General features: G+C 64.7%; 18 protein-coding genes. 6 read left to right on the forward strand and 12 right to left on the reverse strand.

Annotation, left to right across the window (positions count from 1 at the left end; genetic code table 11):
* Positions 1 to 119: 119 nt before the first annotated feature.
* From ACO550_RS16750 to ACO550_RS16775, 6 genes are all read right to left on the reverse strand, one after another.
* Positions 120 to 1,013, reverse strand: coding sequence for an EamA family transporter (locus ACO550_RS16750; RefSeq protein ID WP_315592961.1), 894 nt, complete (start codon positions 1,011 to 1,013; stop codon positions 120 to 122).
* 116 nt (positions 1,014 to 1,129) lie between these two features.
* Positions 1,130 to 2,398, reverse strand: coding sequence for an FCSD flavin-binding domain-containing protein (locus ACO550_RS16755; RefSeq protein ID WP_315592962.1), 1,269 nt, complete (start codon positions 2,396 to 2,398; stop codon positions 1,130 to 1,132).
* 5 nt (positions 2,399 to 2,403) lie between these two features.
* On the reverse strand, positions 2,404 to 2,802 hold the full coding sequence (locus ACO550_RS16760; RefSeq protein ID WP_315592963.1) for a c-type cytochrome: 399 nt from the start codon (positions 2,800 to 2,802) through the stop codon (positions 2,404 to 2,406).
* A 17-nt stretch (positions 2,803 to 2,819) separates the two neighbouring features.
* Positions 2,820 to 3,668 carry a BON domain-containing protein gene (locus tag ACO550_RS16765; protein ID WP_315592964.1) on the reverse strand — a complete coding sequence of 283 codons (849 nt, stop codon included), beginning with the start codon at positions 3,666 to 3,668 and terminating at the stop codon, positions 2,820 to 2,822.
* Positions 3,669 to 3,834: 166 nt separating this feature from the next.
* Positions 3,835 to 4,422, reverse strand: coding sequence for a phosphoheptose isomerase (locus ACO550_RS16770; RefSeq protein WP_315592965.1), 588 nt, complete (start codon positions 4,420 to 4,422; stop codon positions 3,835 to 3,837).
* A gap of 30 nt (positions 4,423 to 4,452) precedes the next feature.
* Complete coding sequence (locus tag ACO550_RS16775) at positions 4,453 to 4,863, reverse strand: YraN family protein (protein WP_315592966.1); 411 nt, start codon at positions 4,861 to 4,863, stop codon at positions 4,453 to 4,455.
* A gap of 15 nt (positions 4,864 to 4,878) precedes the next feature.
* Between ACO550_RS16775 and rsmI the strand changes: the two genes are divergently transcribed.
* On the forward strand, positions 4,879 to 5,802 hold the full coding sequence (rsmI, locus tag ACO550_RS16780; RefSeq protein ID WP_315592967.1) for a 16S rRNA (cytidine(1402)-2'-O)-methyltransferase: 924 nt from the start codon (positions 4,879 to 4,881) through the stop codon (positions 5,800 to 5,802).
* Positions 5,803 to 5,929: 127 nt separating this feature from the next.
* Here rsmI and ACO550_RS16785 read toward each other — a convergent pair whose 3' ends face one another.
* Positions 5,930 to 6,715 carry a septal ring lytic transglycosylase RlpA family protein gene (locus ACO550_RS16785; protein WP_315592968.1) on the reverse strand — a complete coding sequence of 262 codons (786 nt, stop codon included), beginning with the start codon at positions 6,713 to 6,715 and terminating at the stop codon, positions 5,930 to 5,932.
* A 306-nt stretch (positions 6,716 to 7,021) separates the two neighbouring features.
* On the opposite strand from ACO550_RS16785, the gene ACO550_RS16790 reads away from it, so the two are divergent.
* The 3 genes from ACO550_RS16790 to ACO550_RS16800 all read left to right on the forward strand — a co-directional run bounded on the left by ACO550_RS16790 (position 7,022) and on the right by ACO550_RS16800 (position 8,747).
* A complete protein-coding gene (locus tag ACO550_RS16790; protein WP_315592969.1) occupies positions 7,022 to 7,672 on the forward strand; it encodes an MBL fold metallo-hydrolase in 651 nt (216 codons plus the stop codon).
* A gap of 3 nt (positions 7,673 to 7,675) precedes the next feature.
* Positions 7,676 to 8,365: an exonuclease gene (locus ACO550_RS16795; RefSeq protein ID WP_315592970.1), complete on the forward strand. Its 690-nt coding sequence runs from the start codon at positions 7,676 to 7,678 to the stop codon at positions 8,363 to 8,365.
* Positions 8,366 to 8,516: 151 nt separating this feature from the next.
* Positions 8,517 to 8,747, forward strand: coding sequence for a hypothetical protein (locus ACO550_RS16800; RefSeq protein ID WP_315592971.1), 231 nt, complete (start codon positions 8,517 to 8,519; stop codon positions 8,745 to 8,747).
* Positions 8,748 to 8,843: 96 nt separating this feature from the next.
* Here the strand turns inward: ACO550_RS16800 and arsC are convergent, their stop codons facing one another.
* Positions 8,844 to 9,203, reverse strand: coding sequence for an arsenate reductase (glutaredoxin) (gene arsC, locus ACO550_RS16805; RefSeq protein ID WP_315592972.1), 360 nt, complete (start codon positions 9,201 to 9,203; stop codon positions 8,844 to 8,846).
* A gap of 194 nt (positions 9,204 to 9,397) precedes the next feature.
* Here arsC and ACO550_RS16810 point away from each other — a divergent pair, with 194 nt between their 5' ends.
* Positions 9,398 to 9,994, forward strand: a complete 597-nt coding sequence (locus ACO550_RS16810) for a GNAT family N-acetyltransferase (RefSeq protein WP_485994908.1) — start codon at positions 9,398 to 9,400, stop codon at positions 9,992 to 9,994.
* Here the strand turns inward: ACO550_RS16810 and ACO550_RS16815 are convergent.
* From ACO550_RS16815 to ACO550_RS16825, 3 genes are read right to left on the reverse strand one after another with little or no spacing between them, the layout of a single operon-like run.
* The gene (locus ACO550_RS16815) at positions 9,983 to 10,606 is read right to left on the reverse strand and encodes an FMN-dependent NADH-azoreductase (RefSeq protein WP_315592974.1); all 624 of its coding nucleotides are present in this window, start codon (positions 10,604 to 10,606) and stop codon (positions 9,983 to 9,985) included. The two genes, ACO550_RS16810 and ACO550_RS16815, sit on opposite strands and share 12 nt — an antisense overlap.
* A 33-nt stretch (positions 10,607 to 10,639) precedes the next feature.
* Positions 10,640 to 11,089: a GNAT family N-acetyltransferase gene (locus tag ACO550_RS16820; RefSeq protein ID WP_315592975.1), complete on the reverse strand. Its 450-nt coding sequence runs from the start codon at positions 11,087 to 11,089 to the stop codon at positions 10,640 to 10,642.
* Positions 11,086 to 11,550, reverse strand: coding sequence for a carboxymuconolactone decarboxylase family protein (locus ACO550_RS16825; protein WP_315592976.1), 465 nt, complete (start codon positions 11,548 to 11,550; stop codon positions 11,086 to 11,088). Before ACO550_RS16825 ends, ACO550_RS16820 begins: the two co-directional genes overlap by 4 nt.
* A gap of 59 nt (positions 11,551 to 11,609) precedes the next feature.
* Here ACO550_RS16825 and ACO550_RS16830 point away from each other — a divergent pair, with 59 nt between their 5' ends.
* On the forward strand, positions 11,610 to 12,155 hold the full coding sequence (locus tag ACO550_RS16830; RefSeq protein WP_315592977.1) for a MarR family transcriptional regulator: 546 nt from the start codon (positions 11,610 to 11,612) through the stop codon (positions 12,153 to 12,155).
* 69 nt (positions 12,156 to 12,224) lie between these two features.
* Here the strand turns inward: ACO550_RS16830 and ACO550_RS16835 are convergent, their stop codons facing one another.
* Positions 12,225 to 13,475 (reverse strand): M20/M25/M40 family metallo-hydrolase, encoded by a 1,251-nt coding sequence (locus ACO550_RS16835; protein ID WP_315593055.1) that lies wholly within the window; start codon positions 13,473 to 13,475, stop codon positions 12,225 to 12,227.
* Positions 13,476 to 13,526 lie beyond the last annotated feature (51 nt).

Below are 13,526 nucleotides of genomic sequence, written 5' to 3' on the forward strand. Positions count from 1 at the left end.
CTCAAAGCGTCGATACGTATACCGACGCGGGAGTGATATCGATATGCACAAAACCGAAGCAAATCCCCGAAAATCAAGGGTTAACCCTTGATCTCTTGCCTCTATGTTCCACCGGTGGGCTAACGGCGCGCCAATGCCCTGCCCGCCCAGAGGCGGTTGCCGAACACGTTGAGCAGCAGCCCGGCCATGACCACCGCAGCCCCGGCCCATTGCGCGATCGCCAGGTCTTCGCCAAGCAGTACGTGTGCCGCCACCAGCCCCACCACGGGCACCAGCAGGGTCAACGGGGCGACCTTGCTCGCGGCATAGCGCGTCAGCAGGCGTCCCCACATCGTGTAGCCGAACAGCGTGGCGGCAAAAGCCAGGTAGCAGACCGCGAAAACGCCCATGGTGGAAACATGGGTCAGTGCCTGCGCGATCCGCACTGGACCTTCGAACCACAGCGACAGCAGCGCAAACGGCACGATCGGGATCAGCGCGCCCCACACCACCAGGCCCAGCAGGTCTACCGGGCCAATCTTCTTGCTGACGATATTGCCGGTGGCCCAGCACAGCGCCGCACAAAGCGTCAGCACGAAGCCCGCCGCGGTCATGCCGCCGGGGCCGTGCGCGGCGCCACTGCCAATCAGCGCCAGGCCGCATGCCGCGATGGCCATGCCGGCCAGGTTATGCCAGCGCAGCGGTTCGCCGAGCCACAGCGCGGCAATGGCAACGGTGAAGAACACCTGCGATTGCAGCACCAGCGATGCCAGCCCGGCCGGCATGCCCACCGCCATGGCATAGAACAGGAAGGCGAACTGACCGAGGCTGATCGACGCGCCGTACGCCACCAGCAAGCGCAGTGGAATGCGCGGGCGCGGAATGAAGAAGATGGCCGGGAATGCCACCAGGCAGAAGCGCAGCGTGCCCAGCAGCATGGGGGGCATGCCCGCCAGCCCTACCTTGATGACAACAAAATTGACACCCCACACCACGATGATGGCGAGGGCAAGCAGACGGTCTTTGGCTTGCATGATCGGTTGGAGAGTAGCGCATCCCCGGGGGCGGGACGTTCGGCACGGCTAGCGTAGCAGCCAGGGCCGCTGGCGCATTGCACGATCTTGCGGTTTTGTGGGCAGGAACCCGGGGGTTATCCAAGCATGTCGGCCCAGATGCTCCGTGCCCAGGCGAAACCATATTGGCCTTCGAGCACGCTTGGTCCGGCGGACAACCCTCCCGAGCCCGGCACGGTCAGCATGGTCTTCTCGGCGGCGTCATAGCGATGCACGCTGGCGATGTGGATCGCCTCGGTCGACGACGTAAAGCTGTAGCACGTGTTGGTATAAACCGGGGTCGGATCCGGCGCGCGGCCGGCCAGCAGTTGCAGGATGGCGGCAGCCGCCACCTTGCCGTGCTGGTTGGCCATGGTGCCGGACTTCGGCATCAGCGGCGCAATCTGCACCGCATCGCCGAGCACATGGATCTCGGGGGCCACTTGCGAGGCCATGGTCAGGAAATCGACCTCGCACCAGCGTCCGTTCGCGGTGGCCAGTCCAGCCGAGACAGCGATGGCGCCGGCCCGCTGCGGTGGCAGCAAGTTCACCACATCGGCCCGCTCATCGTCCTGCACGTCGAATTTGATCGTGCGCGTGGCCGGGTCGATGTCGACGGTCTCGTGTTGGGGGCGGTACTCGATCATTCCCTTGTAGCGCGTCTCCCAGACCTGCCGGAACAGCGCACCTTTCGACGTAATGTCGGGATTCGCATCGAGGACCAGCACCTTGCTGCGCGGCTTGTGCTGCTTGAGGTAGTCCGCCACCAGGCAGGCGCGTTCATACGGCCCGGGCGGGCAGCGGTATGGCGCCAGCGGGATGGTAATGGCGAAGGTACCGCCGTCGCGCATCGCGGCCAGTTGCCGGCGCAGGGTCTCGGTCTGCGGCCCCGCCTTCCACGCATGGACGATCTGCTCGCCGCCCGGCATGGCCAGGCCCGGAATCGCACTGGTCTGCATTTCCACACCGGGCGACAGCACAAGCCGGTCATAGGGCAGTGTTGCACCGCGTGCCAGGCGTACCGTGCGTTTGGCGGCGTCGATGGCTACCGCGGTATCGCGCACATGCGTGACGCCATGGGATTTGACCAGCGTGTCGTAGGGCAGCGTGATATCGGCCATGGGCCGGAAGCCGGCCACCACCAGGTTCGACAACGGACATGAGACGAACGAGGTATCGGGCTCGACCAGCGTGACGTCGACCGCGCCGCGGCTCCAGCTACGCAGATAGCGCGCGACCGTGGCGCCGCCATAGCCGCCGCCGATGACCACCACCCTGGCCGGCGCCGCCGCACGTGCCTGGCGTTGCGTCAGGCAGCCGATGGCGCTGGCGGCCAGCGCCGCCTTGAGCACGGATCGTCGATGCATCGGTGCTATTTCTGATCGGCAAACCAGGCGGCCATGGCGATGATCTCGGTATCGCTGTAGCCCTTGGCAATCTGCGGCATCACGGTGCCGGGGCGCTTGCCGTTCTTGTAGTTCAACATCAGTTCGACGAGTTCGGCCTGCGAGCGGCCAGCCAGACGCGGCACCGGGCTGTCCGCCGGCGGCTTGCCGTCCGGGCCATGGCAGGCCGCACACGAGGCGGCCTGGTTGCGCGCCTGTTCAGTACGCGCGCGCTGGACCTCGATCGTCAACTTGCCGGCATCCGCCGGGCCCGCGGTCATCGGGCCCGATGCGGCGGGCTGTGCCAGCAACGGCGCCGCGCACACCCCCAGGGCGATGCCGGCCATCCAACGGGGGGACAACAAGAATCGCAAGGGGATCTTCATGGCGCCTTCCTCAGGTCTTACGGCAGGTTACGTCCCGGCGGCAGCGCTACCGGGGATGTCACCGGCGCGGTCACCGGGCTGGTAGTGGCGCCCGATCCATTGCTCATCGATGCCGGCGCATCGGCCGTCACCGGCGCGTTCGGCTGGCTACCCGGCACGGACTGCACCGGCGCCGGCGTGCCCACCGCCTCACTGCCAGTATTGCCGCTCTGCGAACCGGCCAACTGGTCCAGGCGCGCGCGCTCGGCGTCGCTGACATAGTCGAACACCTTTACCACTTTCTGCACACCGCTGGCATTGCGGGCCACGTCGGTGGCCTTGTCGCCTTCGGTCGTGGTGACCACGCCCATCAGGTACACCACGCCCTTCTCGGTGGTGACCTTGATCGAGTTGGCCGGCACACCCTCGGCCGTCACCAGCAACGTCTTGACCTTGCTGGTCAGGTACGCATCGTTGCTGCGGGTCATGAAGCTCGGCGACGTCGTCAGTTCCAGCTCGTTGACCACCTCACGCGTGTTGGGCAGGCCGCGCACATACTGCTCGATCTGCTGCTTGACGGTGGCATTGGATGCCTCGCCAGTCAGCAGCACCTTGCGATTGAACACCGAGGTGCCCACACGAGCCTGGCTGTCGCCATAGCGCGAGCTCATCGTGCTGTCGATTTCCACCTGCAAACCCTTGTCGATGGCCTGCGTGCCGGTCGGACGGCGATCCGTTGCCATGACCACGCCGGTGCCAACGGCGCCGGCCAGGACCGGGAAGCAGCCGGCCAGCTGGGTGGCGGATACCAGCAATGCGGCCACGGTCACCGCGGTACGTGCCACACGGGCGGGAGAGATTTTTTTCTGAAGGGTCACGTTCGTCATGCGGTTTTCTTTTGCCTGGATGGATGCCGAAATTGTGTGTGAAACAGATTGCAGATCAAGGTTTTTTGCCGCGCCTGTGGATATCGCTGTGGAAGACCCGGCAAAACCTGTGCATAGCTTGTGGGTAGTGCTGTGGATAACCGGGGATAACTCCTTGGCCCGGACTTCATGGCTCGCCCAGCAACGCCTCGTCAATACCGTCGCACAGGCAATGCAGTGTCAACAGATGCACTTCCTGGATCCGTGCCGTGCGATCGCTTGGCGCGCACAGATGGATATCGAATTCATTCAGCAGCGAGGCAATCTTGCCGCCACCCTTGCCGGTCAATGCCACCACGCCCATGTCGCGCTGATGGGCAGCCTGGACTGCGGCCACCACGTTGGCCGAATCGCCCGACGTCGACAAGGCCAGCAGGATGTCGCCGGGCTGGCCCAACGCCTCGACCTGCTTGGAAAACACCACCGAGAAATCGTAGTCGTTGCCGATCGCGGTCAGGATCGAGCTGTCGGTGGTCAGCGCAATCGCGGCCAGCCCCGGGCGCTCGCGTTCGAAGCGCCCGATCAGCTCGGCGGCAAAATGCTGGGCATCGGCAGCCGAACCGCCGTTGCCGCATGCCAGGATCTTGTTGCCACTGGTCAGCGCCGTGACCATCCGCTCGACGGCCGCGTCAATATGCGGCGCCATCAGCGCAGCGGCCTGCCGCTTGGTTTCGGCACTGTCCAGGAAATGTTGCTCGATGCTTTCAATACTCATGGTCTGGTGACTTCCGCACAATCCCGCGCATTATGACGCAGTGGCCGCGCCGTCGTTCCCGTCAGCCGATGTCAGGTCGAACGCGCCGGGCAGCCATTCCAGCCGCCCCGGCTCCAGCGCCACCACATCGATGCGGCACGGTGGCATGTTTTCGAGCGTGGCCAGGTAGTGCGTGGCGGCATGCAGCACGCGCCGTTGCTTGGCGGGCGTGATGCTCTGCGCCGCGCCGCCAAACCCGCGCCCGCTGCGCTGCCGGACCTCCACGAACACCAGCATATCGTCCGCACCACGCATGATCAGGTCGATCTCGCCGCCTTTGCAGCGATAATTGCGCAGGACCGGCACCAGGCCCTGCCGCTGCAGGTAGGCCAGAGCACGGTCTTCGGCCAGCGCACCACTCACCGTGGTGGTCTGCTCGGTGGTTTTGAATGAGCGATTCAACGGAAGTTCTCAAGCATGAGTGACTGGACCCAACTGGCCGCCGGCCAGACCTACCCGCCCGGCACGCTGTACGTGGTGGCTACGCCGATCGGCAACGTGGCGGACCTGTCGCTGCGCGCGCTGCACGTGCTTGGACTGGCCGACGCCGTGGCCTGCGAAGACACGCGCAATACGGGGCAGTTGCTGACCCGCGTGGGCCTGCACCGGCCGCTGGTTGCCGTGCATGAACACAATGAGCGGGAGGCCGCGGTACGGATCGTCGAACGCCTGGCTGCCGGGGAACGCATTGCCTATGTGTCCGACGCGGGTACGCCGGGCATTTCCGATCCAGGTGCGCGGCTGGTGGAAGCGGTGCGCGCGGCGGGCCTGCGCGTGGTGCCGCTGCCGGGCCCCAGTGCGGCCGTCACCGCGTTGTCGGTGGCTGGCGACATGCTCGAAGCCGGCGAAGGCCGCTTCACGTTTGTCGGATTCCTGCCCGGCAAGGCCAAGGCCCGCAACGACGCCATCGCCACGCTGGCGGGACTCGACCACGCGTGGATCGTGTATGAGGCCCCCCATCGCATTGCCGATACCCTGGCGGCGTTGGCCGCCGTGCTGCCCGGCACACGCCGGATGCTGATCGGGCGCGAGCTGACCAAGCTGTTCGAGGAAACCCCGGTGCTGACCGTGGCCGAGGCACCGGCGTGGCTGGCCGCCGAAGCTGCGCGCGGCAAAGGCGAGTTCGTACTGGTGATCGAAGGTGCGGGCAGTGGCGGCGGTGGCGGTGGCGCCGATGACGATACCCTTGCGCCTGAAGCCGAACGCGTGCTGAAGCTGCTGCTCGCGGAACTGCCGGCCAAGCGGGCCGCGAAGCTGGCCTCGGCGATTACCGGCGCCAAGACCGACGTGCTGTACCAGCGCGCGCTCGCGCAGCGCGCGGACGGTGACCGGGACGCGTGAAAAGACAAACGGCACGACCGGGAAGGTCGTGCCGTTTGAGAAAATTCTTATCCGCAGGGGAAGCAGCGGGCTGACGGGGCTAACGTGGCGTGGGTCGAGAGGTTTGCGCTGACCGGCCCGCATCGCCTTACTTTCGCTTGTGCCTGGTGGTGGACTTGATGGACTTGCCGCCCTTGGCCTTCGACTTGGCCGGCACCAGCGTGTTGGCGGTATCAGGTACCTCGTCGGCACCGCTGCCGTCACCGGCTTCCATGCCGCCAGCCTCGATATTCGGGCCCAGCGCCGCAACTTCGGTACGTGACAGTCGGCGGATTTCCACCTGGGTGGCACCGTGGTCGACAAAGCTCAGCCGCTTGGCCGCGGCGTACGACAGGTCAAGGATCCGGTTGCCGTGGTACGGGCCACGGTCGTTGATGCGGACCACCGCCACCTTGTTGTTGCGCAGGTTGCGCACCAGCACCCAGCTATCAAGCGGCAGGGACGGGTGAGCCGCCGTCATGGCGCGCATGTCGAAGCGTTCGCCGTTGGCGGTCTTGCGGCCATGGAAGCCCTTGCCGTACCACGACGCCATGCCGCGTTGCTCGAACGTACCCATGTCAGCGCGCAGACCATCGATCGACGGCTGCGCCGGCGCGTTCTCGTCCTGCCAGCCAAACAGGTTCCAGTTGCCACGCTCGTCGGCCTTGGCCGCGGTATTGGCATTGGACTTGTCAGTCCTGGTCTTCGACTTTGCTGACTTCGTGGAGATTGCACCCGTGGTATCGGATGCACTGTCCGTGTCGCCGCCCGGCGGCGTCGCGCACGCAGCCAACACCAGCGCCGATACGAGGATCGCGCACTGACGCAGGAAGCGGTTGGACCCGGGCGCTGTCTCGCGCACGGACCCCGGACGGAACACGGGAAGACTAATCATGCGCGCAGTCTAACATCGGTCGTTTTAAGCTAATACCTTGATTTTGTTACGAAATCTATTCAGACGGTAACAAGGGCACGTTCAATTCCCCGCAATCCACCGCCTGACAAGGGATTGCGCCGACTGCGGCAGCGCGGCATCGGAGTGCAGATCATGTAACTTTCAGATCTCTCTCAAGCGAGATTTCGGTAGGGATTCAAACGTTGCGCCACCGGTCGAGGATCGGATCGACGGCTACAATGTTTCACCGCGAGCCACCCGGCTTGCCGCAGAACGCGGCCCAAAAAAAGCCCAATCGATCACAAAATGAAAGTCCTCCTGATCCCCGTCACCCCTTTCCAGCAGAACTGTTCGCTGCTGATCGACGAGACCACGCAGCGTGCGGCGGTGTGCGATCCGGGTGGCGACCTGGATCGCATCACGGCGGCCCTCGACGAGCAAGGCGTCACGCTCGAGAAGATCTTCCTGACCCATGGCCATGTCGACCACTGCGCGGGTGCCGCCGCTTTGGCACGGCAGTTCGGCGTCCCGATCGAGGGCCCCCATGAGGACGAGCGTTTCTGGATCGAGCAGTTGCCCGACCAGACGCGGCGCTTTGGCTTTGGCCATGCGGAGGTCTTCGAACCGGACCGCTGGCTTGAGAATGGCGACACGGTGACGTTCGGCAACGAGACGCTCGAGGTCTACCATTGCCCCGGACACACGCCGGGTCACGTGGTGTTCTTTTCGCGCGCCAACGAGCTGGCCATCGTCGGCGATGTGTTGTTCGCGGGATCGATCGGACGCACCGACTTCCCGCGCGGCAATCACGCCGACCTGATCCGTTCGATTCGCACCCGGCTCTGGCCGCTCGGCGATGACGTGACCTTCGTGCCCGGCCATGGCCCGGTGTCGACATTTGGCGAGGAGCGCCGCAACAACCCGTTCGTCGCCGATCGCCTGATCGACGCGGGCTGACACATGGCAAAGAAGCAGGCGCCCGATACGCGCCCGGAGATCTACGTCAGTACCGACGTCGAGGCCGACGGCCCGATTCCGGGGCCGCATTCGATGCTGTCATTTGCCTCTGCCGCGATGCTGGCCGACAAGACCGTGATCGGCACGTTCTCGGCCAACCTCGAAACCTTGCCCGGTGCGGCCGGCCACCCGTCACAGATGGCGTGGTGGAAAACGCAGCCAGAGGCCTGGGCGGCCTGCCGGCGCGACCTGGAACGCCCCGAGGACGTGCTGCCGCGTTACGTGGAATGGGTGGAAAGCCTGCCCGGCAAGCCGGTCTTCGTGGCGTTTCCGGCCGGCTTCGATTTCACCTGGATGTTCTGGTACATGATGCGATTTGCCGGCCGGTCGCCATTCGGCTGGGCCGCGCTCGATATCAAGACCGTGGGATTCGTACTGACCGGGCGGCCTTATCGCAAGTCGGTCAAGGCAGCGTTTCCCGCCCACTGGCACGACCCGCTGCCGCATACGCATGTCGCCCTCGACGACGCGCTGGAACAGGGTGCCCTATTCTGCAACATGCTCGCTGAATTGCGTATGCGGGAGGGGATGCTGGCACAGCTTGCCGCTGGAGCCCAGGATGGCGAGGATGCGCAAGGTGCCGACGGCACGTCTGCAAAGGCGGCTGACGGGAGCGATTCCTCACCTTCCTGATCTGGTGCCGGGGATCGGTGCGCCGGGCCACACGGCTGACGCGACAGCGACACCACATTTTCCGTGGCGTCTCCTATATTGGAAGCGTACAAATGGCGGCGTATCGACCGTCCGGACCCCATGCGTGACGGTGCGCCGAGGAGGTGTGACCATGCGTTTCCATCCTGATCTTCACATCAAGGACCTGTCCGGCAGGCTGCACTGGCCACATCGTTCACATGCGCGCGCTAACGTCGTGACGCATTTCCATTCGGCAACCGAGGATGCTGAGGTCGCCAAGGCGCTGATCTATGTCAGCGCGGTCACTGCGATCGTGCTGTTGATCGTGCTGGCCGGCATCAGTTTCGGTCAGGAGGCCATGCACTGGCTGGGTGTTCAATAACGACGACTCGCCTGAAGCGACTCGCCTGGCTGACCGGCCGGCCTCCCTTGGGGAGGCCGGTTCTATTTTGTGCAGTGCGGTGCGGCCCCGTCGCGCTCAGGCCAGCAATGGCGCCACGTTTTCGGGCGGGCGACCAATCACGGCGCGGCGGTTGCGCACGACCACAGGCCGCTGCAGCAGGATCGGGTTGTCGGCCACGGCGGCCAGCAGTTCGGCGTCGGTCAGGCCCTGGTCGGCCAGGTCCAGTTCCTTGTAGACAGCTTCCCCGTCGCGAATCATCTCGCGCACCGGCACGCCCAGCATGGTATGCAGCTGCCGCAAGGTGGGCAGCGTGGGCGGCGTCTTCAGATATTCGACGATCTCCACCGGTTCACCGAGGCGTTGCGCCGCCGTTTCCACCAGCGCCAGCGTTTCGCGCGATTTCGAGCAACGGGGGTTGTGGTAGATCGTGATCATGACGGCGTCCTCCTGCCTGCTTCGGTCCTTTGGAATACCCGCACTATATCAACCAACCCCCACGCGCGGCACGGGCGCGGTAAGGTACGGGATGTGGCGGGCATGCATCGTGCGTACGCTCGGCCACTGCTTTGCTACTGATGCGCCATGGTCTCCGGCGCCTCGCCGTGAACGCTTTCCTGCCAAGAAACACCGTGTCCGATTCTTCCTCCGATTCTTCCGCTCCCGTCCTGTCCCGCAAGCCGTACCGGCTACGCGATGCCACCCCCGCCGATGTGCCCGCCATCCACGCGATCTACGCGCACCATGTCCAGCATGGTCGCGCATCGTTCGAGGAGATCGCGCCGACCGTCGACGACATGCGACTGCGCTTTGCGGAGGTTCTCAAGAAGAACCTTCCCTATATCGTCGCCGAGCGCGATGGCCAGATCCTTGGCTATGCCTATGCATCGAGCTACCGTGCACGCAGCGCATACCGCTTTGCCATCGAGGACTCGATCTACATCGATCATCGCCATACTGGCGAGGGGCTGGGCCGGGCCCTGCTGGCCGAACTGATCGCGCGCTGCGAAACCGGGCCGTGGCGCCAGATGGTGGCCGTGGTCGCGTTGACGTCGAGCGGCGAAGGCGCCGGCTCGGTGGCCGTGCATGAGCGCCTGGGTTTCCGGACCGTAGGCCGGCTCGAATCGGTGGGACTCAAGCACGGCGAGTGGATCGATACGCTACTGATGCAGCGTCCGCTCGGGGTCGGCAATGGCACCATTCCGGACCGCGACGCGCTACGCCAGTAAGGCCGGGACCGCCGCCTCGCACCACGCCCGCAGGTTGTCATAGGCGCGCGTCACATGGTCAGGGCCGCGTGTCATGCTTTCCATGCGCACGACTTCGACGCTAGCCAGACCCACGGTGCCAAGCACGTACTTCAGATAGGGCGTGAAGAAGTCGCGCTGGCTGGCCGGATCGTCGGAGAAACGCCCGCCGCAGGACACCACGGCCAGCACCGGGCGGTCGCGCATCAGCCCGCGCTTGCCTTGCGGGGTACCCGCGAATGTGCGTTCCGGGCGCACCACGAGGTCGATCCAGGTCTTCAGTGATGCCGGCACCGTGAAGTTGTGCATCGGCGTGGTAATCAGCACGATATCGGCCGCCTCGAGTTCAGCGATCAGTGATTCGGACAGGGCCAGTGCGGAGGGATTCGTCACCTCGCGCTTCGCCGCCACCGTCAGGTTGGCATCGGTGAATTCGATACCGATTGGTGGTAGCGGCTCGGTGCCCAGATCGCGCTCGATCACGGTGAGTTCGCCGTGATGCGCGGCCAGTTGCTCGCGCACGATCTGGCCGGCGCGCCGGCTGGTGGAAGTGTCGCCACGCGGGCTGACGTTCAGGTGTAGCAGTGTGGTCATGGCAATACGAAAATTTCGGTCAATTCAGTCAATTCAGTCAAACGTGTAGTAGAAGCGCAGGGCCCGGGCCAGCAGGCCATTGCGGTAATAGAAGCGGTGGCCGAGCACGTTGTTCAATGGCGTATCGAGCACGAGATGCCGGCACCCCGCGGCCTCGGTCTCGGCCTTGAGCCAGTCCATCAGCCGGTGCCCGTACCCACCGCTGCGCGCATTGGCGTCGGTCACGAGGTCATCGACATAACAGTGCTGGCCATAGACCAGGTTCTCGGCGATGCGATAGCCGGCCAGGGCCATCAACTTGCCGTCATCCCACAACCCCACCATGTGATAACCGTCGCCGGTCTGGCGCCGCCAGCGCGTAACCAGTTCGGCCGCGTCGGCCAGGTGCGGACGTAGCTGGTGCATCAGCGGAAAGCATGCCGCGACGTCAGTTGCCGTGTCGATGCGACGAATCTGAATCTGCTCCGCGACGATGGTGCTCATTGCTGGCTCCCGCGTGCAGCGTCGGAGGCCGGCGGCGGAAAATGCAGACCGACCGCGATGCGGTTCCAGGCGTTGATCGATGCGATCGTGGTGGCCAGGAACACCAGCTCGCTGTCGCTGAACACACGTCGCGCGCTGGCCAGTGCGGCATCACGCACGGATGGGTCGGCCATCTGGGTCAGCGATTCGGCCCAGCCCAGCGCGGCCGTCTCACGCTCGGTATAGATGCCGGCGTCGCGCCAGCCTGCGAGCAGGTCGAACTTGCGCGGATCGATATCGAGCTTGCGGGCGATGTTCAGATGAAACTGCAGGCAGAACGCGCAACCATTGATCTGCGAGACGCGCAGCTTCACAAGTTCGGTCAGCGCCTTGTCCATCCCCGACGCGGCAACTGCCTTGCTGACGCCACCCAATGCCGCGTACACATCGGGGGCTGTTTGCGTGAAAGCCTGGAAATCCATCTGGAACTCCTTCGGGTAAGATGTCAGAGTTCGAAGATTAATGTAAGAGCTCTGACATTATGGCAAAGACCATGAAGAAAGAAGGGAAAAAGGCCGCGCGCAAAGCCGCGGATAAAGTGGCTGCCAAAGAGGCTGCCGACGTTGCTGTAATCCCCGCACCCGGTGAAGGCAAGCGCGGCGAGAGCGGCTACCTGGCCTATCTGTTGCGGCAGGCCAGTGCCGCCAACCGGCTGAATATGGAGCGCGAACTGGCGGACCTGCACGTCACCGTGCCCCAGTTCTTCGTGCTGACGATGCTCGGCGCCTATCCGGGGATTTCCGGTGCGGATGTCGCGCGGCTGGCCTTGCTGACACCGCAAACGGTCAGTGTGATCATGGGCAACCTGGAGAAGATGGGTGCCATCGCGCGCCAGCCGCACCCGGTGCACGGACGGATCCAGACCATTGCGCTGACCGAAGCGGGCCGGTCGCTACTGGCCCAGTGCAAGGGACGTGCGAATGCAGTCGACAAGCAGTTGCGCGCCGGGCTGACGCCTGAAGAGGAGCAGATAGTGCGGCGCTGGCTGGTCAGCCAGGCCGTGGCCGGCGAAGCAGTCGCCGAATAAGCGCCGGCCGGATGAAAAATGGCCCGCGGATTCGCATCACGCGGGCCATCGTCACAACGGGGAGCAGTCTTAAGCCATCAGGTCCGACAGCGCCAGCGCTACCACCTTGGTGGCGCGGTTCAGGTCGTTCAGGCGCAGGTTCTCGTCAGAGTTGTGGCCGCGGGCTTCCATCAGCGTGCGCGGACCTGCACCGTACAGCACGGTGGGAATGCCACGGCTCGTGTAGTGGCGGGCATCGGTGTAGAGCGGCACGCCCTGCACCGGGATCTCCACGCCGAACACGGCTTCGGCACGCTGCTTGAGGGCGCCGATCAGCTTTTCCACACCGGGCAGTTCCGACAGCGGCTCGGCCAGGATGATGCGCTCCACCTTCACTTCGATGCCCGGACGTTCGCGGGCAGCCTTCTCCACCACGGCGCGGAGTTCGCCTTCGGCATCGAAACCGATTTCTTCGGGAATCATGCGGCGGTCGACGCGGAACGTCACGAGGTCGGGCACCACGTTGGTGTTGATGCCGCCCTTGATCAGGCCGACGTTCAGCGTGGCGGTGTCGATGCCCGGCACCTTGCTCTTGCGCGTAGCCAGCTCCGCGCGCAGGCCGTAGATGGCCTGCAGGATATGCGTGGCGGCCTCGATTGCATCGACGCCGGTGTGCGGCATGGCGGCGTGGCCCTGCTTGCCCTTCACGGTCACTTCCACGTGCAGGCAACCGTTGTGTGCCGACGTGATGCCGTACGAGAAGCCTGCCGAAATCGCATAGTCGGGCTTGCTGAGACCTTCGTCGAGCAGGAACTTCGGACCGATGTCGCCGCCGGTTTCCTCGTCATAGGTGAATTGCAGTTCGACCGTACCGTTCAGCTTGGCGCCCTGCTTTTCCGCCTGCATCAGCGCCAGCACGGCGTAGGCATAGGTGGCGAAGTCCGACTTCGACACCGCCACGCCACGGCCGTACATGACCGGGCCATGTTCGCTGTCGGCAATCTCGCCGCCGTACGGGTCCTTGGTCCAGCCCAGGCCCGGAGGCACCACGTCGCCGTGCGCATTCATCGCGATGACCGGGCCACCGTTGCCGAACGTCTTGCGCACCAGCAGGTTGGTGGCGCTGATCATGCCGGCCGCCTTGACCTTTTCCTCGGGCACCTTGTGCGCTTCGACCTTGAAGCCCAGGCCTTCCAGCAGTTCCTTGGCGCGCTTGCCATGCGCCTCGCAATCGCCGGACGGATTGTCCGACGGCACCTTGACCAGTTCCGCCAGGAACGCTTCCTGTTGCGGACGGTGCTCGTCGATGTACTGCGTCAGCGTGGTGTCGATCGGGTTCATGTTGTCTCGTGCGGTCATCTTCGTATCTCGGGAGTTTTCGTTTTCGATTCG

The sequence above is a fragment of the Cupriavidus sp. genome (assembly GCF_057315035.1).

Excerpts from the sequence above, each read along its gene's own strand:
- ACO550_RS16815 (WP_315592974.1), bottom strand. The coding sequence starts at position 10,606 with ATGACCACACTGCTACACCTGAACGTCAGCCCGCGTGGCGACACTTCC.
- ACO550_RS16760 (WP_315592963.1), bottom strand. The coding sequence starts at position 2,802 with ATGAAGATCCCCTTGCGATTCTTGTTGTCCCCCCGTTGGATGGCCGGC.
- ACO550_RS16750 (WP_315592961.1), bottom strand. The coding sequence starts at position 1,013 with ATGCAAGCCAAAGACCGTCTGCTTGCCCTCGCCATCATCGTGGTGTGG.
- ACO550_RS16795 (WP_315592970.1), top strand. The coding sequence starts at position 7,676 with ATGGCAAAGAAGCAGGCGCCCGATACGCGCCCGGAGATCTACGTCAGT.
- ACO550_RS16765 (WP_315592964.1), bottom strand. The coding sequence starts at position 3,668 with ATGACGAACGTGACCCTTCAGAAAAAAATCTCTCCCGCCCGTGTGGCA.
- ACO550_RS16785 (WP_315592968.1), bottom strand. The coding sequence starts at position 6,715 with ATGATTAGTCTTCCCGTGTTCCGTCCGGGGTCCGTGCGCGAGACAGCG.
- ACO550_RS16825 (WP_315592976.1), bottom strand. The coding sequence starts at position 11,550 with ATGGATTTCCAGGCTTTCACGCAAACAGCCCCCGATGTGTACGCGGCA.
- ACO550_RS16835 (WP_315593055.1), bottom strand. The coding sequence starts at position 13,475 with ATGAACCCGATCGACACCACGCTGACGCAGTACATCGACGAGCACCGT.
- ACO550_RS16755 (WP_315592962.1), bottom strand. The coding sequence starts at position 2,398 with ATGCATCGACGATCCGTGCTCAAGGCGGCGCTGGCCGCCAGCGCCATC.
- ACO550_RS16820 (WP_315592975.1), bottom strand. The coding sequence starts at position 11,089 with ATGAGCACCATCGTCGCGGAGCAGATTCAGATTCGTCGCATCGACACG.
- rsmI (WP_315592967.1), top strand. The coding sequence starts at position 4,879 with ATGAGTGACTGGACCCAACTGGCCGCCGGCCAGACCTACCCGCCCGGC.
- arsC (WP_315592972.1), bottom strand. The coding sequence starts at position 9,203 with ATGATCACGATCTACCACAACCCCCGTTGCTCGAAATCGCGCGAAACG.
- ACO550_RS16790 (WP_315592969.1), top strand. The coding sequence starts at position 7,022 with ATGAAAGTCCTCCTGATCCCCGTCACCCCTTTCCAGCAGAACTGTTCG.
- ACO550_RS16770 (WP_315592965.1), bottom strand. The coding sequence starts at position 4,422 with ATGAGTATTGAAAGCATCGAGCAACATTTCCTGGACAGTGCCGAAACC.
- ACO550_RS16800 (WP_315592971.1), top strand. The coding sequence starts at position 8,517 with ATGCGTTTCCATCCTGATCTTCACATCAAGGACCTGTCCGGCAGGCTG.
- ACO550_RS16830 (WP_315592977.1), top strand. The coding sequence starts at position 11,610 with ATGGCAAAGACCATGAAGAAAGAAGGGAAAAAGGCCGCGCGCAAAGCC.